The organism is Amycolatopsis sp. A1MSW2902 (assembly GCF_017312175.1).
GTDB lineage: Bacteria > Actinomycetota > Actinomycetes > Mycobacteriales > Pseudonocardiaceae > Amycolatopsis > Amycolatopsis nivea.
In genome coordinates this window covers 2046841-2072319 of the sequence record NZ_QJPO01000001.1, presented here as the reverse complement: position 1 = coordinate 2072319, position 25479 = coordinate 2046841, and the positions used below count along the sequence as shown (strand labels likewise).

The following is a 25479-nucleotide window of genomic DNA, read 5'->3' as shown; positions in this document are numbered from 1 at the left end:
GCAGGATCACCAGTGTGATCGCGAAGTGCGGGCGTCCGTCGTAGGCCATCCCGCTGACGCGGACTCCCGCCGGTCCCAGGTCCACGTCCGGCAGCGGAACGTTCTCGAACGACACCGTGCTTCCCAGCAGGGGCCCGGCCACCGGCGTGTCGAGGAGCCCGGCGATGTCGGGCAGCGGGAGGTGCGTCCACTGCCGTGCCCGCACCTGGCTCGCCTGCAGCTCCCGCAGCCAGCCGACGGCGAGCCGCGCGGGTTCGACCCGCGCCCGGATCGGCAGGGTGACCACACCATCGGCCCGAGCATGCGCTCGGCGCCGGGCAGGTCCGCGGGCCGGTGCGCCACGGTGGACCCGCAGAGCACGTCGCCGGTGCCGTGGTACCGCGCCAGCAACAGGGTCCAGGCGCCGTGGACGACGCTGTTGGGCGTGAGCCGGTTCCGGGTGGCCAGTTCACGCAGGCGCGGTGCGAGGTCCCCGAGCTCCACCTCGACCCAGTCGTGGGGGAATTCGCCCGGCTCCAGCCGGTCGGGCTCCACGGAAAGTGGTGCCGCCGGGACATACCCCGCGAGTTCGGCGCGCCAGAAGCGTTCCGCCTCGGCCGTGTCCCGCGCCTGCCACCAGCCGACGTAGTCGCGGTACGGCGCGGTGGGAGCCAGCTCCGGGGCCCGGCCGGTGACCGTGGCGCGGTAGTGCTCGACGAACTCGCCGACCGCAACGCCGAACGACCAGCCGTCGAGCAGCAGATGGGAGAACCGCCACAGCAGCCGCCAGCGTTCGGGGGCCAGGCAGACGAGGTCGGCTCGCATCAGGGGTGCCTGCGTCAGCTCGAAGCCCTCGGCGCGGTCCCTGGCGAGCCATTCGGCGGCCCTGCTGCGTTGCTCGGCCGGGGACACGGTGCGCCAGTCGTGCACCGGGACCTCCAGCCGGGCGCTGTCGTGCACCACCTGGAGCACCCTGCCGGAGGAATGCCAACGGAACGAGGTCCGCAGGATCGGGTGCCGGTCGACCACCGCCTGCCAGCTGATCGCGACCACGTCCGGGTCGAGCGGGCCGTCGAAGTCGAGCGTGAGCTGTTCGAGGTAGACCCCGCTGCCGGGGTCGGCCAGCTGCTCGTACAGCAACCCGTGCTGGATCGGAGTCAGCCGGTAGATGTCTTCGATGGTGTGTCGCATCCCCTCGCCGATAATTCGAACTCCCCGAGGAATTCCCGTAGTTCCGTGACATCGAGCCCGGCAAGCGGGTAGTCGGAGCCGCTCAGCCCGACTTCGGTGACGCCCGAGCAGTGCGTGGTGAGTTCCCGGAGCGCGAAAGCGACCTGGTTCACCAGCTCCCGCAGGGCCCCGGAGTCGGCGCCGGGCACGAATCCCAGGAGCGTGATGCGCCCGTCGGCCGCGCGCACCGGACGGATCACCGGATATGCCGGGCGTGGTTCGAGCGGGGCCACGGGCCAGCCGCTCAGTGGACGCAGCAACACGGCACCGGTGTCGGTCTCGTCCACGTCGGCAGTGCCCGGAGCGGTGCCGCGCAATCGGTCCTTCACCGCCCCGATCAAGCCGGGAAGCGGCTCGGCACAGTCGGTGCACCCGGTCAGGCCGGACCACCGGGCGGTCCGGCCGCGGGATTCGGACAGCGTGTCGTCGCATTCGACGAACAGTCCGCCGCGGCGTTCACCGGCGTTGCTCCGCGCGGCCATGACCACGGCGACCGCGGGCACCCCCGCCCGGAGCCCGGCGGTCGTGGTCCCCGCCCCGGCGTGGCGGAACACCGCCGCGACCCGGGGAAACAACTAGTCATGCGGAATGTCGCCGACGGTGATCACATCCTCGCCGGACACCGCCAGGTCGGCCCACCCCGACTGGACCACTCCGCGCCGACCGGCGCGCCGAAGAGCGTCGAGGACGATTTCCCCACCTTGGGTTCTAGGGGTCGTCGCAACATCTGTTGTGGGAGGTGTTGCGGTGGTGGGGAAGCGTCGTCGTTGGTTGTCCCGGGATGCTCGGGTGGCGTTCTGGGGGCGGGTGCGGGCGGGTGTGCCGGTGGAGCGGGCGGCGGTGGCCGCGGGTGTGTCGCGGGCCAGCGGGAGGCGGTTGTTCGTCGAAGCTGGCGGCGTGATCGCCAACGCGCCGCAGGCCACGTCGGGCCGCTGTCTCTCGCTGGCCGAGCGGGAGGAAATCATGGTCTTGCATGCCCGTGGGCTGCCGAGGGCGGAGATCGCGCGGCGGCTGGGCCGGCATCGTTCGACGATCGGGCGGGAATTGGACCGCAACAGCACTGCGCAGGGCTATCGGGCCAGCACCGCGCAGCACGCGGCCGAGCAGCGCGCGAGACGTCCGAAGGCGGCGAAACTGGCCGCGGACCCGATGCTGGCCGCCCGCGTGCAGCGGGACCTGCTCGCGTGGTGGTCCCCGAAGCAGATCGCTGCCAGGCTGAGGCGGGACTTTCCCGACCAGCCGAGGATGCACGTGACCCACGAGACGATCTACCAGGCCATCTACGTCCAAGGCCGGGGCGCGCTGCGGCGGGAGCTGGCCGCGTGCCTGCGCGCCGGGCGCGCGATCCGCAGGCCCCGGCGGACGCCCGACGGGCGCCGCGCCCGCCAGGGCAAGATCGCCGGCATGGTCCCGATCTCCGAACGGCCGCCGGAGGTCGCCGACCGGGCGGTGCCCGGGCACTGGGAAGGCGACCTGATCGTCGGCAAGGACGGCCGCTCGGCGATCGGCACCCTGGTCGAACGCTCCAGCAGGTTCTGCATGCTGCTGCACCTGCCCGACGGCAAAGACGCCGCTGCGGTCGCCGACGCGATGACCACGACGATCCAGCGTCTGCCCGAGCAGCTGCGCAGGTCCCTGACCTGGGACCAGGGCACCGAAATGGCCCGCCACGCCGCCATCACCCTGGCCACGGACCTCGACATCTACTTCTGCGACCCGCACTCGCCCTGGCAACGCGGCTCCAACGAGAACACCAACGGTCTGCTCCGCCAGTACTTCCCCAAAGGCACCGACCTCTCCGCGCACAGCGCCCACGACCTCGCGAGGGTCGCCGCCGAACTCAACGGCCGCCCCCGCAAAACACTCGACTGGGACACCGCCGCCGAACGACTCGCCACGCTACTGTCCTAAACGGACCATGTTGCGACGACCACATGAATCCACCGACGGGGATACACGAAGCCCTGCGCATCGCAGGCCGACTTCGTGGTAGTCCGCAGCCCCGCGGAAGTCACACTCCCGCTCGCGCGCAACTGGGCCGCTCAGAACAGCGACCGGTAGGACACCCACCTCCGCGTCAATCTCTACACCTTCTACGCCCTCGCCTCTCTCCGTTAAATTCTATACGCTCAACTCGGTACACCCAGAAAGATGTGGTGTACACCCTCAAACGGGTTCCCCCACGGCGGCATGCCATGGAAACCCGGCGGATACCCCCGGCGATTCGTCTACGCCACCACAACGATGAGAATCCTTGTATCCATACAATGACTTTGACATTGTTCCGCGATACAACGTCCGCAGTACCGAGGAACACTCGTTAAATGGATCCCTTCATGAATGGCGGACCCGGCTGGGCCGATGTCCGACTTCGAGGAGCTCGATTTCGGACGGTGGAAGATCGGCACCAGCCCCCTCAACCGACCCTGAAGGAGATCGCCTTGTTCAACCGCTTGAACCAGGTTCCTCCCCTACGCGACTGCCGATACGTCACACTGGGAGGGTTCACCGTGACGGTCAGCCGCACAAGTCCTGAGGCCGACGCTCGGCCCCCCTTGAGAGGCAGAATTCCTGACGGATCCCGCGCTATCCCGCTCACATTACACCGTCACCGAAAACCGCAACCACCAATCCCCAGATCCCGACCATCCTGCGTGCAGGAGCCACTGGAGAACGGTGGCGAAGTCGGCCATCTCCTCGGCGTGGCCTCGACGGTCTTCGATTCGATAATCATCTCGGGCCGCTACAGCGGACCACAGTTTCGACCCGGGCTACGGCAGCGCGCTGACAGGACAAGCGGGCCCGTGTCACTGATCGGCGACGGTACCGACGATCAGCGACACGGACTCACTTTCCCGAGCCGAGCGCGGCGCGGGAGACTTCGACGAACCCTCCCGCGCCGCCGACTCAGCGTTTTATCCCGATCAGGCTCAGCTGCCGCATCCCGCGCAGCAGCAGAACGAGCAGCAGTTCGACTGGCCATAGCAGGTCGAAGCGCCGATCTCGGTGAGTCCATGGCCGGATGTCAGCGATTCGACCGACGATTCACTGTCGATCAGATCGAACACGTCCAACGGCAGATCGTCAAACTCCGTGGTCACCTTGTTCATCAACCAATCTCCTTTCACAGGGGGACATCCGCAGAATTGCGGTGCAACTTGATTCTAACGACCCAATGGCAGCCGAGATAGATGTTCGCCTCGGGAATTAACACTTTTTCTGCCCGCGCCACAAACGTGTGTTCTCCGTTCTTCCCGCAGGCGAGGAGCCGAAGACCGAAAGAAAGAGTGCCTCCCTGGCGAGGCGGCCCGCCGTCGATCCCGCGAGCATCGAGCGGCTTCCCCCGGCCACGAAGAGGCAGCCTGACGCGCGCAGTGCGAGGTCGACCGCGGCCACGCCGGCGTCGCGGACGGCCGCGACGTCGGCCGACCTGCTCCTGACCCGCAGGTCCTCGATTTGATCCCGCTGCACTTTGTCCTCGGCGAGAGCGACCGCCCGCGCGGCGAGGCCTAGGCGCAATGCGGTGTTCACCCGCGTCGTCCAGATGTCGGGCTCGACCGGGCCGGCGACGGACCGGACCGCGAGTACCCGGTCGTCAGGTACGAAGTGACCGTCGAAGGTCAGCCTCACCGTCCGGCTTCGCGCCACGGCCTCCATTTCGAGCGGAGTGGCCACGACGCTGGGTACCGCAGGCGTGTCGACGAGGGCGGAAACCACCCGGCCGCCCTCGTCGATGGCCGCGACGCGAAGCAGGTCGATCAATCCCCACCCGGTCACCCAGTCGACGCTCCCGTGCAGGAGATAGCCATCCGAGGTCCGTTGGGCACGTACCCTGTTGGCCCCGAGGCGTGCCCCGCTCAGCGCGATGCCCGACCGCTGTTCCCCCGAACAGAGCCGGGCGAGCCAGCGGTCGCGAGCGTGCGCGTTGTCCCCGTAGCTCAACGCGAGCACCGTCGCGTTGTTCTGCATCCAGACGAGAGTGGTGGTCAGGCAGGCACCGGAGAACAGCTCAATCACCCGGCAGGCGCTGTCCAGGTCCAGGCCGAGCCCCCCGGCGTCTACCGGCCCGGCCAGTCCGTAGAACCCACCTTTGGCCAGCACATCGAGCCGCGGCGCAAGTTCAGCGGTCCCGAGGTCGATCTCGGTGGCGGTGGGGAACAACACGTGTTCCGCGATGTGTTCGGCACGGACGACAGCCGTGCTGAGAGCTGATTCCATGGGCGGGCCTCCGGTTCGTTTCGTGCCGCGCTCGGCACGAAGGGTCAGGGGAACGGGTGCGGATGCGGATTCGGCGTGGTGGACACGGACCCGGAGGAGAGGCGCGCCACCAGCACCGGCGGTACCGTCCGAAGTCGGTCAAGGCCCCGCAGGCGGCGGTTCCGGTGGCCGAAGGTGATCGGGATCGCACCTGGCACGAGCACCTTGACGCACCGCAGCCCAGCCACCCGGTGCTCCGGTGTGGTGGTGTCGACGACGAGGACGTCCATCCCGCACCGGTCGAGACGGTCGATCAAGTCGCGCAGATCGTCGGTGAGGTCAGGCCCCGACCACTGGCCCCGTACCGATTCCCGCATGGTTTCGAGGTCTGTCTCCGCGCCGCTGCGGGTGAGGAAGTCGAACCTGTCGAAGGCTTCGTAGGCACCGTAAAGGACAGCATGGTCGTCCATCGTCTTCACCTCAGCCGGATCCCCGGTCATCGACCTGGCCCTGTCTGCGTCGGCGGGGAACGTGTCATCGAGTCCGGCGCGACCGGGACCCAGTTCTGTGAGCGCGGTCATCAGCGCCTTTTCCGGCCGAAGATGGGCCGCGGCCGCGCAAAGCACCTTCGGCCGGTGGTAGGCGTCTTCGGGATGGACCGCCATCACCCAGACACTGGGGATGCCGTGTTCCATCGTGGTGTCAAACGCGAGCACTTCGCATCCGGTCGCGACGGAGATGGTGGCAGTCAGCAGCCTGACGGCCGGATCCGCGGCGCGGGAGAGATCGATTCGCGGCGCGGAATACGACGAATACCACGTCATGAGGAAGGAATCGCGCTCCACGACTTCGAGAAGTCCGTGGAGGATCGCTTCCTCCAGTGATGCTCCCAGCGCACAACCGTTCGAGATCTCGAAACAGAAGTTCCGCAAGGCCTCGGGCGGGTGCGTATGCCAGAACGCCACGCCTTCTGGCACGAGGACGGGACCACCTCGCCCGAAGGAGTGCGCCCAGGTCCACCGGGCGCGCGCGGACGGGTCGAACTCCCGGAAGGGGAACCCGGGCGCGGCATAGTCCTCCGTCTCGTGCAAGCCGAGCCGCCGCGGATCGAGGGCGCAGTCGGCGATCTCATCGTAACTCGCCACCGGACCGGGCCGCCGACCGCCTGCTTCGGCACCGCCGTAGCGCTCGAGACCCTCCAGCACGGCGGTCAACCGCGCGTCGCGGAACGTCGCGGACCTGCCGAATCCCGGTTCGAGCGCGTCGTGCGGCCGGCACCGCAGAGTCGCGATGGCACCAGCCACTCCCCCGAACTCGCCGCTGACGATCGACGACACGATCCCGCATTCCGGGTCGACGTAGCAGTCGTGCAGCGCTGCGGCGTCCTCCGAGATATCGCGGCTCCGGTAGACGTCCGGCGCTATCTTGGGACGGCCTTCGAGAACGAGATCAGCGAGTTCGGGGGTGTCCTCGGGAAGCCTGCCGCACCGCGGGCACCTCGGATCGGGCAGGAACCTATGCCGCCGCACGTCGAGCGACCGGAGGTCAATAACGAGCATCGCGCCCGAGCATCGGCGCGGTTCGCTCGTGGCGAGCAAGGCCCCCACCTCGTCGCCCACGAGCCGCGCGACGATCGAGGCCGCCATCGGCGTGATCCACCCCGATGCCCGCGCTCGCAACGTTTCCCCATGCTGGGCTTGCAGCAAACGGCCGTACTCGGGCTCGGTTCGCGCCCGATGACGTCGCAAATCGAGACAGCCACCGCAACCGGGAAGACCAGGAATCTCCGCGGGCCCGATGACGACCCGCCCGATCTCGGTCCAGACGTCGAGATGGACACTAGCCGTGTCGTCGGACGCGAGCTCGCGGACGAGGCGGTTCCAGCCGTCGGAGACGTGAACGCGGATCGGGGCGGTGTCTCCGATCGTGCCGCCGTGCTTGACGGCGACGAGACTCTTGACGGCGCTAAACAGCTTCCCGCGTCCGGTCACGGTCACCGCCGGGACGATCCCCACCGCGCTCATGCGAACACCACCTGAACGATGGCCGGGAGCACTGCGGCGACCTCCGGGTCGTGGTCCAGTGGTACCGCGACAGGAGCACCCAGGACGGGCTGGACGGCCCGGACGAGATCCAGCACAGAACGTGGCGAGACGGTCGATAACCATCTCGGCGCCCCCGCGGCGACGACAGGGCGGCAGACCGGCGGCCGCTCCCTCAGCTGGAAGCGGCGGAGCGCGGCGAGTAGTGCCCGGCGGACCGCCTCGGCGTGGCTCCGGCCGCAGCCGAGACCGGCGACCTCGCCGTCGGCGAGGCAGGCGACCGAGGGCACGTCGATGATTCCGGTGAGGTCGAGGAACGTCACCTCGGCACCGGTCGCGGAGAAAAGCTGCAGCAAAGGCTGGACTTCCTGGGTGTCAGGCGGGACAAGCCGGGGGTGCGGCCTGTCCTCCCGGTGGCGCAGGATCGTCTCCAGAAACGACTCCAAGTTCCGCACAAGGCCGTTCTCGACGGCTTCCCCCCAAGTAAGCCCGGCACCGACGCCGACCGGAAGGCGGTAGGCGACGTCCGTGCCTCCGAGGGCGGGGAAAGCGCTGCGCGCGGGGACGCGGGTGATCCGGCCGGTACCGAGATCAAGGCCGCGAGCGGTGGCCTCGGCCGTGTCTTGGCGCAGCCGCGCCAGTGCCGCCCAGGGGTCGATGCCGGCCAGCCTGTCGAAGTCCGCCGACCGGCCCACCAGCAGCCGCGGATCGACCATCAGGCTCGCATAGGTGGCGAGGGCGGCGGTCCCGGCGGCGATCCGGGCCCCGGCGAGTCCGGGATCGACCGCGACCACCCGCGCGTGCGCGCCGTCGAGCAGGCCGACCGGGTCGGCGACCGTGGTGGTGACGACCTTGAGCGGGAATTGGCGTACCGGGCCCATTTCCAGTTCGGCGAAGATTCCGACCGTGGAGTCCATCAGGCTGGCCGCGGCCACGGAGAACGCCGTGGCGTCGGCGCGGGCCTCCGCGAGCCGGGCGACGCAGCACGCGAAGGCCTCGTCGTCACCGGCGACCACCCGGCGAAGGTAAGGGTGTGGCCGGACTTCCAGGGTGCGATGGCCGGTCACGTCGCCGACGACGGCGTGCACCCGGCATGATGACCGGTCGGTGTCCCGGACGAGGAACCGAAGGATGTCGTGGGCGATCATGGTGGCGACCACCTGGCAGGGGCCGTCCTCCCCCGGCCACCTGGGGTTCGTGGAACCCCAGGTGGCCTTCCGCGCTCGCACATCGGCCCATCCGACATCGCTTCCGGCGGGACACCACCAGATTCCGTCACCGTCGACGGCCACCTGAACCAGCGGGACACCGGCACGCTCGCAAACCCCTCGCAGCTCGCCAAACCCCTCGGCGTCCGCCGGGGCCACTTGCACGACCACGGCGTGCCGGGAGCCGTCACCCCGAGCGGCCACCAGCTCGACGACCGAAGCACCGGCGACCTGGACGACGTCGGGCACGACGTGACCGACAGCCGCGACGAGCCTCCCGACGGCAGGGCCGTCTCCGGCGACGACGACCATCGCGTGACGGCACCGGTCCAGCGCCGCCGGTACGTCGTCGGTGATCTCACTCAGGAACGTCGACAGCGCGGAGCCCGTCGCGCCACCCGCTACAGACCGACCGGCCCCCGCCTCGGCCAGCTTCGCCAGCACGGTGTCGACGACCGCGCGCCTGTCCGGCCGCAGTTCGGCCATGAGCTTGTCGAGGCTTCGGTTTCCTTTCAAGTACGGACCGAGTCTCGCGAACCAGCCCCTCAGGTGCTCGCCCGGCAGAAACGACTCACCTCGCCCGGTTACCACCAAGACCCCACCGGGGACCTCGACCACGTAGGCGTCCTCACTCATCCGCCAACTCGTGTCCTTCACCGGGTCGCTCCGGTTCGCTCGCGCCCGGGGCGACCGAGCATGAATTCGCCCACGGTGCCTTCGACCAGCGGATCGATCCCCGTGGCGTCGGTGAACAGCACCGAATCCCCGGAGCCGAGGCCGCACGCGGCCAGTCCCATCGCCGTCGCGATCAGGTACATCGTCTGGTAGAGGACACCGACGTGTTTGAGCACGAGGGCGTAGGTCATCGCCTCGTAGTTCCACATCAGCCGCCCGAACCGGGCCGCCACCACAAGGAGCACCTGCGGTCGTTCGGCCTGACGGGACGACGCGGCCGCGCGGCGCAGCATCCGATGTGTCGTGGCGCAGGCGCGGGTGACGGACACGAGACGGTGTTCTTCGGCGTCGTAGTGGTACATGCCCGGCTCGAGTCCCTCGACGCTGCGGACCACGGGATAGATCTCGAGTTCGTACACCGAGCCGCCCGAGGGATGCGGCCTGCTCTTGTACTCGACACCTTCGTAGCGGGTGACCGATCGTGTGCGAGCCGCGCGGTACAGGAACTCCGCCAGTTCGCCGAGGGTCAGCGGGTCGGTGTCGTCGTGCCGCCGGATGGAGCACCGGGCTTCAAGCACCGACGTGAGCGGGGCGTCGGACTCGGACAGTGTCGCCAGGTCCGGTACCGGAAGGTCGATCCCCGGACCGGCGAATTCGGGTTCGTGGCGGGCGGGCGGGGACGGGAACTCCCGTTCCGCCCACCTCGTGCCGCCGAAGCCACCGTGGGTATAGGACCGGTGCCCGCCACGGCTGCGCTCGTGAAACCACAGTTCGTGCGTGGCCCATTGGCGGTGGGAGAACTCGCTCCGCTCGGCTCCGTCCTGCGGGGTGAGCAGGCCAGCCCACCAGAGGTCGGCGCGCAGGACGGCTCGGACGTCGGAGGCACCGTCCCCCTCCGCACTGTCGGCGAGGGCGGCGACCAGACCGGCCACCCCCGGGTCGATGATCCGGATGTCGCACCAGGCAAGCGGGGATTCGATGATCATCTCGCCGCCGTCGCGGTGCAGGAGCGCGAACCGGGAAAGCCGCGTGCCGGGAGGAGGCGGTGTCTTCTCGGGTGGACGCCGCAAGGGTTCGAGGACGTAGCGTGCCGCGTCATCGTGCATGACACCGATCCGCAGCCATCCGCCTCGCCGGAGACGGTCGACGAACGGCGAAACATCGCCGGGGATCTCGTCACCGCTCAAGGCGTCCGTCCCCAGCCGCCGCAGCATCGCCGTCTCCACGGGCGTGAGCTCGGTGAAGGTTTCGGCGTGATGGCCGGAGACCAGCTGGAAGGAGGTCCTGGTGAGCTCGATCCTGAACGTCTCCCGGCGCAGGCTCAGCGTTTCGGACGAAGACCTGGACAGCACCTCAGAACCGCCTTTCCGTTCGTATCCTCGTTCTGGCGGGCTCGCCGATCAGGGTTTCGGCGATTGACCGGGTGTCGAGGCCGAAGTGCTCCTCGACCGCGTTCGCCACGTATGCACACAGCCGATATCTGCTTCGCGCGGGTAGGCCAATACGGCTGAGGTGCAGGTATGTGCAGTTGAGGACCCATCGGTAGGTGAGGAACCACCCGGAGGACTCGACACGGGCGCGGCCGCTGCGGTGAGCCATCATCCAATCGTGGTAAAAGCCAGTGCCTGACGGCTCGGTGTACCCCTCACGGACCGAGCCCGCCGCGTGCGCCGCGTCCAGCGTCAAGGTTCCGGCAGCGACGAGCCGACCGGCTACGTCACGCAGCGGGAGCATGACCTCGAGCCAGCTGTCGACGTGCGGAAAAGCTCCTGTTCGCTCGTCGATGGACTCGACGACGTCGCACATCCTGCGTCGCAGCCGATCCGCCTGGCTCGCGTATTCCCGCGCCCAGCCCGCACGCAGCTCCGACCCTCCGCCCGAATAGGTGAGGAAGCTTTCGGAGTGGGAACGCAGGGAGACGCTCCCGCGCCCGATCGCGCCGGGGTTCAGCGCGTGCGCCGACGCCACCAAGAGGTCGAAGGCAATCCTCGCCCGCGAGTCACCGCGGATGATCCACCGGAGCTGGTCGAGGGCGAGGTCATTGGTGCGCTCGTGGAAGCGCTCGACCATCCGCGCTTCCGCCTCGCCGATCACCGGCGCGCGATCCTCGTAAGGCACCACCCGCATCGTCCGATCCGGGATCCAGGGCAGCAGAGGTCCAGTCACCTGCTCCTCACGGGCGAGAACGCGATGAGCGTCGAGGGTGGCTTCCTCGTCGAATCCGGTGGTCTCCGGCATGCGGCGCAGATACGGGAGGACGAGCACCTCCGCCGCGGGCAGCACCACCTCCGCGAACCGGCCGGGTTCGCAGCGGAAGTGACATCGGATGTGCGGCCCTTGGCGCCAGTGCCGGAGGAAGTGGGTCCCCCGCACGACCGGGCGGATCCGGTCGAACAACGGACGCAACCCATTGACGATCAAGTCGTCCTGATCGCCTCGGCAGGAGACGCGCAACGCGTGCCACATTCGGTCAACTCACCTCATCCGGTTCGAGGACGGCTTCGGTGATCAGGCCGCGCAGGCGGGCTTCGCGCTCGATCGGCACCCCGATCCGGTTGCACATGAGATGCGCGCAGTGGTCGGCGATCGACGCCGTCGTCGGCTCGGGAGCTTCGACGTCGTCGCTGACACCGGCGTTCACGAGACCGGCCCGCAACGTCCGCATCGACTCGGACCACAGCTGCCGGACGGTGGCATTAGCCGGATCTTCGCTACGCGACGGTTCGAAATCCTCGAGAAGCCAGCTGATCACCGGTGCCGCTCTCGTCCGCGCGGCAGGATCGGAAACAAGCAGCCATCGCCCGTCGTGTCGCCGACCCGCAGCCCAAGCCCGCAGTGGGGCAGGTCCTCCACAGCCGATGTTCCAGGCCGAGGCCAGCAAACACAGCGCGAGCACGACTCGTCCGGAGCGCGGCATGTCCCGTACGACTCGAAGCGCGAGAGCACTGGCAGCGCAGAAATGTCTTTCCACCGCCCGAAGCACCGCGCCGTGACCGTATTTCCCGTGCTCCGGCCGGTAGGGCAAGAAAGCCACTGTGTTGTCGGGGTACATCCCGGGCGCGGGCGCGGTGGCGTCCGGTTCCCGCACCATCGCCTCCCGCCGGATACGCTGGTACGCCGCGTCCGTCATCGACACCGTCGAAGGTTCGAGGGCCAGGAACCGCTCGGCCCGCTCACGGACGACTTCCGTCACCACGGGCCGCTCGTCCTCTGATTCCAGCCGCACACGCAGCCGCACGTGCGGCCCGCCCTCCCAGTAGCGGAGGAAGAAACAGTCCCGGGGCGGAACCTGTGCCATCGATGCGACGATCCCGCGCACGATCCCGTCCAGATCGCCGTGATAGAAGACGTGGGCGCTCAGCCAGCGCGACTCGGCGACCGTCATCCGAGACCTCGCGCCGGGACTTCGACGGCGACCTCGATCGTCCGGCCGTCGTCTCCGTCGAGGTCCGGCAAGACCTCTTCGAACAGCACGAGCGAAGCGGTGGAAACGAGCCGCTCGAACGCCAGGACCAGGAACCAGTTCGCCAGATCGACGAACAGAGGTTTCGCCGTCCGCCCGCGGATCCGGGTGCCGTCGTGGTTCCAGACGCGGACGAAGCACCGCGACGGCAGCTCGTGCGCGCGGAACCATCGATGCAACCGCAGCAAATACCCCGCGTCGGCTTCCCCGGCCACGCGTGCGGGCACCAGCCCACCCTCTACCAGGCAGCCACGCCTGCGCAGGATGACGCTGCCCAGCGTCGCGCGCGGATACGTAACCGACGTCGAAGCCGGGGTGAGGTCCTCGAAGGGCACCAGCGCGAGCGCGCCAGGGTGGAACAGCCAGTCCGCCCCGAACGCCTGTACCAGGAAACGCGCCGCACCCGGGAGATAGTCGGCGGACATCAGGCCCCGGTGGATCGGCACGATCCGCCGTCCGCCGGACTCCCGCAGCCGCAGGGTCCCGTCCGCGGCGCTATGTGCCACCTCGATGTCGGAGATCTTGACGCCGGCTTCGGACGCGGCTGTGAAGGGATACCGGACCGCTCCAGCCGAGCTGGGCGCGTGCACATTCAGTGTGGAACCAAACCGGCCCTCCAGCTCGACGAAGTCCTCTCGCTCCCCCTGATCGAATGTCACGTCATGGCCGAGCACTCGCGTGAGCAGGTGGTCCAGCCGCGCCGCGGACCGACCGTACCCGGCGTGCGCAGCGTTGAGCACGACGTGCGCGCGGCCGTCCACCTCGACCGGCTGAACGTAGAACGCCGCCGACCCGGGCATGTCGATCCAGCCGGGCCGGTCGCGGAGCCGGGCACGCACATCTTCGAGCTCCATCAAGCCGGAACCTCGATCACCGCGCAGGAACGCACGGGCCTCCGCCCGCAGTCGGGCTACCTCCCGCAACCGTGCCGACGCCGCTCCCGCCAGCGCGATGTCCCCCCTTGCCGCACCGTCGCCGGCGCGGAAGATCATGCGCAGATCAGCTTCCGCTGCCGTAAGCCGTCCGGTACCGGGTCCTTCCGTGCACCGGCGGATCGCGAGGTGCAGGGTCAGCAGTCCGACGGTGCTGCCGTCGCCGAACCGTTCGGCGTGAAACGCCGCCACCGCGAGCCGCCGGGGCAGCTGAGGATCGAACACCGCCAGCCACCTCCGCACCAGGTCGAGGTCGGCGAGCGGGCCACGCCACGCCGTCGAGCCCAGTTCGGCGGGCCATCGGGAAACGGAGGTTTCGAAGAGGATCGCCGGGCGCCCAAGCACCGGGCCATCGCCGAGCGTCTCCTCGACCGCCGCCAGCTCGGCGCGCACTGCGGCACATCTGGCGCGGTGCGCCGCGACCTGACCGGGCCGGACGTGTCGGCGCACCTGCAAAGCGGCCGCGGCGAGATGGTCACCGACGCTCGTCATCGGTTCGGTGCCCACCGTCCGGAGCAGCCGCGCGCAGTCCCCGAGCCAGTCCGCCGACAGTTCCGGCACTGGCAACGCCGTCTCGACCAGTCCGCGGTCGATCGCCCTGCCGATGAACCGGTCGGCGGCATCGGGATGGCCGCGTCCCTTCACCGCGAGCAGGGCGGCCGCCTCACGGCGCCCGATCGACGGCCGGGTCGCCAGGATGCCGAGCAACGCCGCCAGTACGGGATTCAGTTCCATCCTGAGCATGTCCTCGCGGGGGGGCCTGCCGAGGAACTCGACCCTATCCGCTACGACGGTCACGCTCGGGTTGACGGACAGCCGCAGTTCGCCGTCGAGCTCGGCACGTGCGGTGAGCGCCCTGCCCAGTCCTTCCAGGTACTCACCGTCCACCTCAACGACGCCGGTGGCCTCGTCGACGCCGAGACGGACGACGTCGTCCATCTCGCTCCAGCGGCCGGGCCGCTGAGAGGTGAAGAAACTGAACGGGCTGGTCTTCACCGCCGCACGCGCGACATAGGTCATGAGCCGCGCGAGCTTCCGTTGCTTCGGAAGACGCCAAGGCTCATCGCGCCAGCGCTCGACTGCGTCGTAGAGTGGCGGGCTGGCGGCCGCCAGCGAATGGGCGACCTCGGGAACCGCCGTGAGCCGTAGTAGTTCTGCCGCCTTGGCCGGGAGTTCCCCGGCCATCAGGGCGGGCAGGCCGGACCGGCTCGCCGCCAGCTCCGCGTGTCGTTCCCGCCAGTGGCCGATCAGCGCGCGGAGCGCAGGTTCGAGAAGAGGTTCGATCCGGCACCACCGCCGCGCTGTGATCGTCTTCCCTTGGTGCAGCGTTCGGCGGGCCTCGAGTAGCTCGCGCCGGTCGGGCGGGCGGGTGCCGCCGGAGCCGATCAGCGCGTGCAGGCGGTCCGCGAGCAGGCGGCCAGTCCGGCCGAGCTCTTCCTCCGCTGCGAGGATGCCCGAGACGAGCGCGTCGGTGCGCTCGAACCGGACGGCACGCAGCACTCCCGGCGGCAGCGCTGAGACGCGGACGACGGACGTCATCGCGGACGACCCATCACGATTCATCCCGCCGCCTTCGTGGACCGTTCGCTCCCGTTTTCGACCGTGTCCGCGAGCGTCGCCCATTCGTCCGCGAGGAATCTGGCGACGGCCGCCACCGAGGAACTGCAATGTCCGGGTACGTTCGCCACGAAACTCGCCTTCAATTCCAGGAACTTCCGGTTCGCATCGATCATCCGGACGAGCCCTCGGCCGGATTCCGGCATTCGCAACGCCGGATCGGTTTTGAACTGATCGACAATCGTGCGCGCGATGGGCACGGCCATGATCCCGGCGGCGTCAGCTGTCCGGGAACGGGGCGCGTCGCCCCGTTCCGGGATCGGGTCCCGGCCGGACCGTACTCGAAGGCGGACGTCCCGCGCGGTGCCGATCGAAACGTTCGCTTCCCGCGCAATTTCCCGGATACTCGAATTCGGCTTCTCTTCGAGATACGCTACCGCCGCCAACCGCCGCTTGCCGATGTCCTTCCCACGAGTCCGCCCATCCCGCCCGATCCGCCTGTGCGAGTGAGGATCGTCCACGGCTGAACGCCGAGCGGCCACCGTCTTGGGCGAGATGTCCGCGAGCGCGGCGATGGCGCGGTCCGACCATTCGGGATGGGAAGCGACGATGCGGGTGGCCGCGGCTATGCGATCCCGCGCGGACAATGGAAGACCGTGGACCGCGTTCAGATGAACGGCGAGCGGGAAACAGTCCTCCTCACCGCCTTCGAATAACCGCGTCGCAATGAACTCCTCACCGACGCGAACCGCCGCCCGGAATCGGTGCATGCCGTCCACGATGCGCAGCGTCGCACGGTGAACGACGATCGCGGGGGGGATTTCCGGCCCGCCGGATCGCCGCGACGTGCTCGGAGGATTCACCGTCGCAGCGCGGTGAATCGGCGGGCCGGAGATCGAGTGTCCAGACAAGCTCCACCGGTGTATTCCCGATCTGCTCGGCGAGCGACGGAATCCGGCGATTGTCGGTCAACGATTCCTCCTGAAAACAGTGGCGTTCCGTTGTCGGCTATGGCGCACGTGAACGTGGCCAGTTTTAGGCTAGAACTCACGATAAGTCTCGGAAAGTCATTCCGTACCGCCTTGGCCTGGGCAGCTATCGAGCCGCTACACACCAGCTACTTCCGAACCGGGAATCCGCTGAACCGCTCGGCGGCGGTACGATAGGAAAAGGGAGGGCCACGTCTTGACCGCATCGCTGGGGAGGAGTCGTGAGCGCCGACGTTGTACCCGAGCTCGAAGTGGACATTCTCGGGCCGGTGACGGTACGTGTTTCCGGACGTCCGATCACAGTCACCGCCCTGATGCAGCGGGCGGTGCTGGCCGCGCTGGCGCTCCGGGGAGGCACCAGCGTGAGCGTCGCCGAACTGGCGGCAGACTTGTGGGGAGACAGCCCGCCGGCGAGCGCGATGGCGACGCTGCGCAACTACGTCCGCCGCCTGCGGACCGTGTTGCCCGCCGGGTCCATCGGAAGCGGGGCGGGCGGCTACCGGCTGGCGGTGAGGCCGGACAAGGTCGACGCACTCCGGCTCGCCGGCCTGGCCGATCGGGCGCGTTCACGATCCTGCCTCGCCACCTATGAGGAAGCCCTGTCACTGTGGCGGGGATCCCCGATGTCGGACCTCGGCGGAGTCCCGCTGCGCACGGCCCAAGCCGGTCGGTGGGCCGACCTATGGTGCACGACGCTGGAGAACGCGGCGGATCTCTGGCTGGCCGAGGGTGAGCACACCACGGCGGTGGCGCGTCTCGCGGACGCGGCCGCCCGGCATCCCGGGCGGGAACGGCTAGCCGCGCAGCTCATGACAGCGCTGCATCGTTCTGGCCGCTCGTCAGAGGCCCTCGCGCACTACCACCGCTTCCGCGATCACTCGGTCGGCGAGCACGGCATCGAGCCGGGACTCGCGCTTCGTGACCTTCAGACCGCGATCCTGCGGGACGCGCCGGAGCTGCGGCTGTCGGAGGCGAGGCGACCGCCGGGTATCGATGTGTCGGCGCCGCTTCCGGCGGTCCCGTCGTGCTTCACGGGACGCGGTCAAGAGATCGGCGAGTTACGTGACCGGATCGCTGCGGTCGCAGGCGGCGCCGCTGTGCGCTGCGTCGTGTACGGACCCGCCGGTTCGGGCAAATCGTCGCTCGCGATGGTCGTCGCCCGGCAGGTCGCCGACGTGTTTCCCGACGGAGTCGTCTACATCGATCTTCGCGGCGGCGCACCGGGGAAGAGCCCGCTGTCCTCCGCCGAGGTTCTGGCGAGACTGGTGCATCGCCTCGGCGGCCCCGAATCGGAGATCGAGATCGATCTCAACGAGGTCAGCCGCGCATGTCGCGCGCGGATGCGCGGCAAGCGACTCCTGGTCCTGCTCGACAACGCCGCCTCCGCCGCGCAAACCGAAGCGGTGCCCGGCTTCCCTCGGTGTGCCGTGGTCATCACAAGCCGGGCGCCCCTGCCGCCGGTCGCCGATCACCTCCATCTCGGCGAGCTTCCGCCGCCAGACGCGGTCGGTCTGCTCGGTGTCATAGCGGGCAGGCACCGGGTCGACGCCGAACCCGCCGCGGCGGCACGACTGGTCGAGGCGTGCGGGCGGCTACCCTTGGCCCTGCGTGTGATCGGGTCGCGGGTGAGCCTGCGACCGCACTGGTCCCTGGAGGAATGGGCCGGGCTCCTCTCCGACCGGCGCACCCTCCTCGCCCAGCTGCGGACCGGCGATGTCGACGTCCGCGCGTCGATCCTGGTCAGTCTCGACGCCTTACGCTGCGCCGCCAAGCGTTCCGCCCGTGACGCGGCCGCGGTGTTCCCGCTGCTGGGGTTGGTGACGGCGGTGCACTTCACCCCGGCGCTGGTCGCCGGGTCTACAGGTTGGCCGCTCGACCGCGCGGAAGAGGCCTTAGACGAGTTGCTCGACGCACAACTCGTCTACAGCCCCAGCCCGCATCGCTACGTCCCCTACGACCTCGTCTCCGCGGCGGCGAAGCAGCTTCCGACCGAACTGGACCTCTCACTCGACGACGCCCTCAGTTGGTACGTCGCCGCAGTCCGGAACGCAAGCCTGGCGACAACCGGCACCCGTTCGGACGACCGGCTTACCCGACACGAAGCGATCGACGAGAAGGCGACGCTGACGTTCGCCGACGGGGCCGAAGCGAGATCCTGGCTCGACCGTGAGCTGCCACCCCTGCTCGACATCCTCGACGAACTGCGGCTCAGCGGTCACGACGTCTCGGCGTATGTCCACCTGCTGCTGCTCTCGACCAGCGGGTACTTCAACAGCCAAGGAAGTCTTCACAGCGCGACGAGACTGGCGCTGATGGCGCGCCACGACGATCCCCACCAGTCCGCCACGGCGCTTCTGCAGCTCGCCATGGTGGAAGGGATACGTGGTCACCACCAGCAGGCGCGACGCCTCGTCGACCGGGTCTCAGCCATCGGAGACCCGGATCCACGGACCTTGTTGACCGTCCGCTTGCTGCGGGCGAATCTGCTGGCCGAAGCGGACGATCAGGCGGATGTCACCCCTCTTTTGCTTCAGCTGGCCAAGGACGCCCGTCACGCGGGGATGAGGGGCAAGGAAGCCGCCGCGTTAACCAACCTCGCCATCCTCAGGTTGAGAGACGATCCGCTCCAGGCGTTGTCACTGTCGGAACAGGCCCTGAGCATCGCGCGGGATCTCGGGGACTGTTACCGGGTCGCCGCCGCGTTGGACGTCGTCCTCCAGAGCCAGCTGCGGCTCGGCAACCACCACGACGTGCTCCGGCTCGCTTCGGAAGCTGGCGAGCAGGTGGTCTCTGACCGGCTCGGCCTCCGCGAGGCGAACCACCTGTTCACGGTCGCCCACGCATATCACGAGCTCGGACAGCACAAGGAAGCGCGGGCCGCGTGGGCACGCGCGGTGCGCGGCCTGACCGACATCGCCGTCCGCGCCCGCCTGAGCGCCGACCAGGTGTTCGCCTACGTCGTGCGGGATTCCTGCTGGCTGGCCGACGTCGGGGCTGACTTGTCCGGCAAATACCTCGACGTCACGGCACCGTAGGGGGCGAGCTATGAGGCTTGACGACGTGAACGACGGACAACGTCTGGTGGAGCCGGGAGTCGCGCCGTGCCACCGCGAGAGCGCCTCAGGCTCGACGCAGATCGTCCTCCAGCCGGGAGAGGGAGCCGGTCTCCAGGCTGTGCTAAACCGGGTTCGCCCGGGTATTGCCTACCGATCCCGCTGTCGACGAGGATCCGCCGTCCACCCGCGATGAACGCGAAGGTGTGACGCGAGACGGAGCAGTCCCTCAGCGGCAGCGATGTCCGGCCACAGCCAGCTATGCGACCGGATTACGCCGGAGACGGCGTCGGGCAGTAGCCATGGACCGGTGGCCCAGGTAGAGCGATCTTGTCGATGCGGGCCCAAGCGGGCCGCCCGGCCCGGCCGAGCCAGAACAGCGTCGATGTTCCGGCGAGATCGAACAACAGGCCAGCGACGACCATGCCGAGCGCGCCGCCGACGCCGAACATCGCGCTCAGCGCGGCGACGACGCCATGCAGTTTCGCCGTCGGCAGGGAGGCGCGCGCCAGCCCGAACACCACAGGAAACACGCCACCGGGGCAGCCTTGCAGCGCGCATCCGATGAGCAGCCCGGGGAACCAGCCCGCCAGGTCGCTGACACCGGCAACCAGACTCCCCGCCGCGAGGACGAGCAGCCCGGTGACCATCACGCGGCGGTGCCCGTGCAGATCGCCCAACCTTCCCGCGATGGTGGTGGCGACCGCCGAGGGTTTCATGAAGATCGTCAGCAGCCACGTCGCCGTGCTCGCATCGACGTGGAGCTGCCGACCGAACACCGGGACCGCGGCCAGCACGATCGTCTGCGACATCGCCACGCCGAGGGTTGCTAGCAGCAGGATCGCGGCCGGCAATCCAGACTTCACGGGTGCGGTCCTTGCGGGGGCCTGGGGGATGGGAGTGCTTTCCTGAAAGAGTGTCACAAGGCGGGCAAGGCTACCCTAACACAGTTAGTGACCGATGGTCACTAACGCGTAAATCAGACGGTAGACTGACCCTCATGGGCCAGCAGGAGACGAAACTCGGACAGTGATGGCGCTGTGTGAATAGGGCTCTGGCACGGGTTCCGTGGTCCGGTGACGGCGTGTGATTTTCGTTGGGGTTAGGCCAGGATGACTCGTTTGCGGAGGAGGTCGAGTTTGGCTCGGCCGTACATCTGTCGTTTGATGGCTTTGAGCCGGTTGACGTTGCCTTCGACTTTGCCGGAGCTGTAGGGGAGGGTGAGTCCGGCGGTGACGGCGTCGTGGTCGCGGCGGATGCCTATGGCGAATGAGTGCAGGTGGGGCTGGTCGTCGGCTTCCACTGTGGACAGCCAGGCGTCGAGGTTCTCGCCTTGTCGCCGGACCATCATGGTGGCGAAGGCCTTGACGTGCTCGGCGAGCCGGTCCAGGTGGGGACTGCGTGACCGGATGTCGGCGAGTTGACGGTGCTCGTCGGCGTCGAGATCGTCCGGGTGGCGCAGGAGCCAGCCGGTGACCTGGCGGATCTTGGGCACTGCGGGCGGTGCTGGGGGTGGGGTGAGCATTTCGCGGAACGGGTGCAGGTAGCGGCGGACGGTCTGGTTGCTGCCGCGGTATCCCTGGGCGCTGATTTCCCTGGTGAGCTGAGCGGCGTCAATGATGCCCTCGGCCCAGCGCTGGTGCAGATACGGTTTGAACGGCTCGAGCAGGTTGCTGCGGCCGATCGCCTTGCCGAGCAGGTCGTCGACCGTGGCGGCGCGGGCGAAACGCTGGACGGTCTTGCGGTCCAGCGACAGGGTCCGGCAGATCGCCGACAAGGATTCGCCCCGGCCGCGCAGGTCCTGGACCGCGGCGTAGCGTTCGCGGGTACGGGTCACCAGCCGTGGCTCGGCGGGCTCAGACGTTCGTTCGGCCGTGGGGGCGTCGGAAATCCCGTTGTCGGGCAGTCCGGGTTTGAGGCATCCGAGGTGGCGCGCAACGGTTTTCTCGACGTGGTCGCCGAGGTTGCGCCACAAGTGGAACCGGTCGGCCACCTGGATAGCTTTCGGGGCACCGGTTTTCGCGCCTTCGGCGTAGGCGCCGGCACGGTCGCGGCAGATCACCTCGGCTCCGGGATGGTCTCGCAACCACTGAGCCAGCGGTTCGGCTTCGCGACCGTCCAGCAGATCGATCGCCTTGCCGGAGTCGACGTCTACCAGGATCGTGCCGTATGCATTTCCCTTGCGCAGCGCGAAATCATCGACACCGAGCACGACCGGCGCCTCCGTGAGTTCTGGCTCCGGCAGGGCGCGCACCAGCCGCAGCAGCGTCGTCCGGCTGACCCTGACGCCCAACTGCGCTGCCAGTCGTGCTCCGGCTCGTCCGGCGAGGCTCAGGCCGACCTGCGCCAACGTCGCCAGCAGCGGAACCGACCGGCGACGATACCGTTCGGACAGGCCGTCGGCCTGTTCCGCAAACGTCGCCGCCGCACAGTCGGAGTTGCGGCAGCAGAACCGCCGCACGGTAAACACGATCGTCACCGGCCGCCCGCCGATCGGCTCATCGGACACTCGTCGCAGGTAGCGGCTGTGCACCCGCTCCGACCACGCCCCGCACGCCCGACACGAACAGCCCGCAGCACCCGACCGCGCGAAGATCGTCACGCCTTCCCCCTCGGTCTCCACCCGCTCGACGACCAGCCCACTCAGATGCGGCAGCAGCTTCTCAAGATCAACAGAGCACCGCCGACATGATCAACGACCCCGTTCACCGTCCGTCATCGGACCACGAAACTAGTGCCAGAGCCCCACGGCGATCTGCAAAGCACTCAGCCTGGACCATAAGACCGTGCTGCGCTACGCCCGCGCCGCAACTGCTGACGAACTGCTCACCGAGGTCGCCAAGCGCGGCAGCGACCTTGACGAGCACACCACCTACCTTGCCCGGCGCTGGGAGCAGGGCTGCGTCAACCCCGACGCCTACACCAAGAGGTCCGGGAGCGCGGATACCGCGGCAGCGAGCGGTCAGTACGCCGACTGCTCCAAGGATGGCGCGCCAGCGCGACCCCGCCCAGCCAGATCCCAGCGGCCGCGCCCAAACCCCGCGAGGTTGTCGGCTGGATCATCTGCCCAGCCGCCGACCGCGACGAGCAGCAACGAGCCGACCTGGCCAAGATCCTTGACCGCTGCCCAACCTTGAGGACAGTCGACCAGTTGGTCAGTGACTTCGCTGGCATGCTCCGCCAACGCCAAGGCCAGCACCTCAACCCGTGGGTCGCCGCTGCCCAGGCAAGCGACATCTCCCAGCTACGCGGCTTCGCAGACGGACTACTCAAAGACTATGACGCGGTCCGCAATGGACTCACCCTGGAATGGAGCAGTGGCGCCGTCGAGGGCGCAATCTGCCGCCTGAAGGCGATCAAACGCAGATGCTTTGGCCGAGCCAACTTCGACCTTCTGCGACGTCTCGTACTCCTCAGCTGACTCTGCCCATCCCGGCAAGATCACGGACTTTGTGCCAGAGCCAGTATTCACTGGCCACAGACAAAGGAGCGACAGCACTGCTCACTCCTGACACACCGACAACACACGGAGCGTCGCTGTACCCTGGAGCCAAGCCGGCCGAAGCGCACGAGCGAAACCGTCAGACACCAAAGCCTCGCGCTGGCGAGCGCCCACCGAGACCCTCCCCGCCGCGACCGCATAGCACGCCCCTGCCGCGCAACGAAGAAGCCACCCAAGCGGGACGGCCTCCGCATCGAGCACCCACCACCAACGGCTGCCGTCCCGACACAAAACCGCACTCCCCGCCGTGCGAACTCAAACCCAGACCACCGGCACACAACGGCAACGCGAGAGAAGAACTACTCCGACCCCGCAGACCACGCTGCTCAACACAAGTGAATGAAAATCCACCGACCGTCAGATAAACTCCCAGGTCAAGAAGTGTTCTCCCCGCGCGAGCAGGGGGTCGTCCACCCAACCCGGCCAGCCCCCGGCAGCGTGATTCTTCCCCCGAGTGCGGGGTCCCGGCACGACGAACGCGACGGCCGAACGGCTCGGGTCTTCACCGCGTTACGGGGGTCCCGGCTCGGTCACGATGACGGTGCCGCCCGACGCTTCTGCCCCGGGAGTGCCGGGATACCTCGGCTGGCCCACGTTGAGGAGCACGTCATCGACGTGCTCCTCGCTCGAACTTAGGTTGACATCTTCGATCTCCACCGACGACCGAACACCGACCTCCCTCGTCACCCCAGGCCCTAGACAACACGCCCGCATCGCTGGACGCGCGGAGCGAGGGCGACACCGGACGGTTCCCACGTTCACTCGACAGTCGGTCGACGGGTCAGGCGCCCAGCTCTACCCCTGCGGCATCGCCACGGCTACGCCGCAGGCATTCACCGTGGCCTCCCGGTCGCTTGTCACATGACGAACGGAAGTTCCCCACCACCAGGGTGGGTGCACACCGCGCCCAGCCCATATCCGCCAGATTGGAGCTGGTGGGCCATTAAGGGGCGTCAGACGCTGGTTCCTCGCGTACACCTTCCCGCCTCGCTGACCGGACCCGCGTCGTCTGGCAGTGCCGACACGTCCCGACGTTGTCAGGGCTGCTCCCACCCTCCCCAGCGTTCCCCGGATCAGGCTGCCCCCAGCTTCACCCGGCCGCTGCGACGACCAGGCGGCGAAGGTCTCTCACCTCCGCCCGACTTCAAGCGCCTCGTGGCGCACATGCCCTTCGGCCCAGTCATCTCCCGCGAACAACCGCAACGGTCCTCCCATTCTCGATCCCGACCATCCTGCCGAACACCGTGTGCAGCCAGCGGGAGAACCATCAGCGATCTAATCAAGCAGTGCTCACACCACCAAGAGCGGGCACGACATCCCAGCAACGATCGACTCTCCCGGCCTACCGGCAGGGGCACTGTCTTTCGTCAGGACTCAAACGTCCGGGAGAACAGAGTGCTCACCTGCCGACCGGCTACCACCAGGAGTTTGCCGGATGGCTCACTCCCAGAACTGATTAGGAGAATCCCGTGCCCGTTCCGGAAGACGAACCTGAGCTGAAGCTTGCCCGGGCCTGCCCCTACCGGCCCAACGCGCAGCACGTGCGGGTGCGGGACGCGGCCCGCCCGGTGCGGATGCGGCTGCCGTCCGGGATGCCGGTGTGGGCAGTGGCCGGGCACCGCGGCATCCGCGCCGTGCTCGCCGACGACCGGTTCAGCGCCGACCGGCAACGGCAGGGTTTCCCCTTTCCCGTGGACGGCCAGCCGGGCGCCTTCCGCCGCACGATGATCTCCATGGACGGCGCCGAGCACCGCGCCGCCAGGTCCGCGGTGGCGGGCGAGTTCACCGTCCGCCGGGTCCGGCGGATGCGGCCGCGGATCGAACGCGTCGTGCACGAATGCCTCGACGCCCTGCTGGCCGGTCCGAAACCCGCGGATCTGGTCCGCGCGCTCGCGTTGCCGGTGCCCTCCCGGGTGATCTGCGAACAGCTCGGGGTGCCCTACTCCGACCACGACTTCTTCCAGACCCGCTCCACCACGATGCTGCTGCGCACCGCCACCGCGCCGCAGCGGCTGCGGGCGATCGACGAACTGCTGGCCGCGCTGGAGACGCTGATCGTCGAAAAGGAAGCGGCCCCGCCCGACGATCTGCTCGGCCGCCAGATCCGGAGGGGCCGCGAGGACGGCGAATACCGGCGGACGGCCTTGGTGCGGATGGCTTTCCTGCTGCTCGTCGCCGGACACGAGACGACGGCGAACATGATTTCGCTCGGCGCGCTGAGCCTGGCCGAGCAGCCGCTGCTGGCGGCGGCATTGCGCGCGGACCCGGCGCGAGCCCCGTTGATCACGAAGGAGTCGTTGCGCCGCTTCACGATCGCGGAGTTCATCCCGACCCGGGTGGCCACCGAGGACGTGCGTCTCGACGGCGTACGGATCGCCGCGGGGGAGGTGGTCGTGCTGCTGTGCAACGCGGCTGATCACGATCCGGCGGTGTTCCCCGGTTCCCGGCGCGGCGCTCGCGACCACCTGGCGTTCGGGCACGGCCCGCACCAGTGCCTCGGCCAGCATCTGGCGAGGGTGGAGCTGGACATCGTCTACACCGCGCTCGCGACCCGGTTGCCCGGCCTGCGCGCCGCGGCGCCCGTGCGGCGGCTGCGGTTCAAAACCGATGCCGAGATCTACGGCATCCACGAATTCCCGGTGACCTGGTGAA

At 68.6% G+C, this 25479-nt stretch carries 18 protein-coding genes; 4 read left to right on the top strand and 14 right to left on the bottom strand.

Annotation, left to right across the window (positions count from 1 at the left end; translation table 11 throughout):
• Positions 1 to 6: 6 nt before the first annotated feature.
• Both DMP23_RS09450 and DMP23_RS09445 read right to left on the bottom strand, forming a co-directional pair.
• Positions 7 to 1170 (bottom strand): condensation domain-containing protein, encoded by a 1164-nt coding sequence (locus tag DMP23_RS09450; protein WP_337820806.1) that lies wholly within the window; start codon positions 1168 to 1170, stop codon positions 7 to 9.
• Positions 1137 to 1784 (bottom strand): hypothetical protein, encoded by a 648-nt coding sequence (locus tag DMP23_RS09445; protein WP_337820805.1) that lies wholly within the window; start codon positions 1782 to 1784, stop codon positions 1137 to 1139. Before DMP23_RS09445 ends, DMP23_RS09450 begins: the two co-directional genes overlap by 34 nt.
• A 172-nt stretch (positions 1785 to 1956) precedes the next feature.
• Here DMP23_RS09445 and DMP23_RS09440 point away from each other — a divergent pair, with 172 nt between their 5' ends.
• Positions 1957 to 3120: an IS30 family transposase gene (locus tag DMP23_RS09440; RefSeq protein ID WP_443111255.1), complete on the top strand. Its 1164-nt coding sequence runs from the start codon at positions 1957 to 1959 to the stop codon at positions 3118 to 3120.
• A gap of 1019 nt (positions 3121 to 4139) precedes the next feature.
• On the opposite strand, the gene DMP23_RS09435 is transcribed toward DMP23_RS09440, so the two are convergent.
• The 9 genes from DMP23_RS09435 to DMP23_RS09395 form a co-directional block, all read right to left on the bottom strand.
• Complete coding sequence (locus DMP23_RS09435; protein WP_337820804.1) at positions 4140 to 4319, bottom strand: thiomuracin/GE37468 family thiazolyl RiPP peptide; 180 nt, start codon at positions 4317 to 4319, stop codon at positions 4140 to 4142.
• Positions 4320 to 4416: 97 nt separating this feature from the next.
• Positions 4417 to 5427 (bottom strand): acyl-CoA dehydrogenase family protein, encoded by a 1011-nt coding sequence (locus DMP23_RS09430; protein WP_337820803.1) that lies wholly within the window; start codon positions 5425 to 5427, stop codon positions 4417 to 4419.
• 44 nt (positions 5428 to 5471) lie between these two features.
• Positions 5472 to 7430, bottom strand: a complete 1959-nt coding sequence (locus DMP23_RS09425) for a TOMM precursor leader peptide-binding protein (RefSeq protein WP_337820802.1) — start codon at positions 7428 to 7430, stop codon at positions 5472 to 5474.
• Complete coding sequence (locus DMP23_RS09420) at positions 7427 to 9292, bottom strand: YcaO-like family protein (RefSeq protein ID WP_337820801.1); 1866 nt, start codon at positions 9290 to 9292, stop codon at positions 7427 to 7429. The genes DMP23_RS09425 and DMP23_RS09420 overlap by 4 nt, the downstream gene beginning before the upstream one ends.
• A gap of 17 nt (positions 9293 to 9309) precedes the next feature.
• Complete coding sequence (locus tag DMP23_RS09415) at positions 9310 to 10683, bottom strand: SagB/ThcOx family dehydrogenase (protein ID WP_337820800.1); 1374 nt, start codon at positions 10681 to 10683, stop codon at positions 9310 to 9312.
• 1 nt (position 10684) lies between these two features.
• Complete coding sequence (locus DMP23_RS09410) at positions 10685 to 11797, bottom strand: thiopeptide maturation pyridine synthase (RefSeq protein WP_337820799.1); 1113 nt, start codon at positions 11795 to 11797, stop codon at positions 10685 to 10687.
• Positions 11798 to 11801: 4 nt separating this feature from the next.
• Positions 11802 to 12716: a lantibiotic dehydratase C-terminal domain-containing protein gene (locus tag DMP23_RS09405; protein WP_337820798.1), complete on the bottom strand. Its 915-nt coding sequence runs from the start codon at positions 12714 to 12716 to the stop codon at positions 11802 to 11804.
• Positions 12713 to 15289: a lantibiotic dehydratase gene (locus tag DMP23_RS09400; protein ID WP_337820797.1), complete on the bottom strand. Its 2577-nt coding sequence runs from the start codon at positions 15287 to 15289 to the stop codon at positions 12713 to 12715. Before DMP23_RS09400 ends, DMP23_RS09405 begins: the two co-directional genes overlap by 4 nt.
• Complete coding sequence (locus DMP23_RS09395) at positions 15286 to 15930, bottom strand: hypothetical protein (protein WP_337820796.1); 645 nt, start codon at positions 15928 to 15930, stop codon at positions 15286 to 15288. Before DMP23_RS09395 ends, DMP23_RS09400 begins: the two co-directional genes overlap by 4 nt.
• A 563-nt stretch (positions 15931 to 16493) precedes the next feature.
• Between DMP23_RS09395 and DMP23_RS09390 the strand changes: the two genes are divergently transcribed.
• Complete coding sequence (locus tag DMP23_RS09390) at positions 16494 to 19307, top strand: AfsR/SARP family transcriptional regulator (RefSeq protein ID WP_337820795.1); 2814 nt, start codon at positions 16494 to 16496, stop codon at positions 19305 to 19307.
• A gap of 290 nt (positions 19308 to 19597) precedes the next feature.
• Here the strand turns inward: DMP23_RS09390 and DMP23_RS09385 are convergent, their stop codons facing one another.
• The 3 genes from DMP23_RS09385 to DMP23_RS09375 all read right to left on the bottom strand — a co-directional run bounded on the left by DMP23_RS09385 (position 19598) and on the right by DMP23_RS09375 (position 22515).
• The gene (locus DMP23_RS09385; RefSeq protein ID WP_337820794.1) at positions 19598 to 20191 is read right to left on the bottom strand and encodes an MFS transporter; all 594 of its coding nucleotides are present in this window, start codon (positions 20189 to 20191) and stop codon (positions 19598 to 19600) included.
• Between the two features lie 236 nt (positions 20192 to 20427).
• Positions 20428 to 21927 (bottom strand): ISL3 family transposase, encoded by a 1500-nt coding sequence (locus DMP23_RS09380; protein ID WP_337820793.1) that lies wholly within the window; start codon positions 21925 to 21927, stop codon positions 20428 to 20430.
• 360 nt (positions 21928 to 22287) lie between these two features.
• Positions 22288 to 22515 (bottom strand): hypothetical protein, encoded by a 228-nt coding sequence (locus tag DMP23_RS09375; protein ID WP_337820792.1) that lies wholly within the window; start codon positions 22513 to 22515, stop codon positions 22288 to 22290.
• Between DMP23_RS09375 and DMP23_RS48005 the strand changes: the two genes are divergently transcribed.
• Positions 22459 to 22746, top strand: a complete 288-nt coding sequence (locus DMP23_RS48005) for a transposase (RefSeq protein WP_443111254.1) — start codon at positions 22459 to 22461, stop codon at positions 22744 to 22746. The genes DMP23_RS09375 and DMP23_RS48005 overlap by 57 nt on opposite strands.
• Positions 22747 to 24296: 1550 nt before the next feature.
• Entirely contained in the window at positions 24297 to 25478 is a 1182-nt protein-coding gene (locus DMP23_RS09370; RefSeq protein ID WP_337820791.1) for a cytochrome P450, read from the top strand.
• Position 25479 lies beyond the last annotated feature (1 nt).

What these genes read in the sequence shown, in the direction of transcription:
- DMP23_RS09450 (WP_337820806.1), bottom strand. Translation starts at nt 1,170, where the DNA reads ATGCGACACACCATCGAAGACATCTACCGGCTGACTCCGATCCAGCAC.
- DMP23_RS09435 (WP_337820804.1), bottom strand. Translation starts at nt 4,319, where the DNA reads ATGAACAAGGTGACCACGGAGTTTGACGATCTGCCGTTGGACGTGTTC.
- DMP23_RS09430 (WP_337820803.1), bottom strand. Translation starts at nt 5,427, where the DNA reads ATGGAATCAGCTCTCAGCACGGCTGTCGTCCGTGCCGAACACATCGCG.
- DMP23_RS09425 (WP_337820802.1), bottom strand. Translation starts at nt 7,430, where the DNA reads ATGAGCGCGGTGGGGATCGTCCCGGCGGTGACCGTGACCGGACGCGGG.
- DMP23_RS09420 (WP_337820801.1), bottom strand. Translation starts at nt 9,292, where the DNA reads ATGAGTGAGGACGCCTACGTGGTCGAGGTCCCCGGTGGGGTCTTGGTG.
- DMP23_RS09410 (WP_337820799.1), bottom strand. Translation starts at nt 11,797, where the DNA reads ATGTGGCACGCGTTGCGCGTCTCCTGCCGAGGCGATCAGGACGACTTG.
- DMP23_RS09405 (WP_337820798.1), bottom strand. Translation starts at nt 12,716, where the DNA reads ATGACGGTCGCCGAGTCGCGCTGGCTGAGCGCCCACGTCTTCTATCAC.
- DMP23_RS09400 (WP_337820797.1), bottom strand. Translation starts at nt 15,289, where the DNA reads ATGAATCGTGATGGGTCGTCCGCGATGACGTCCGTCGTCCGCGTCTCA.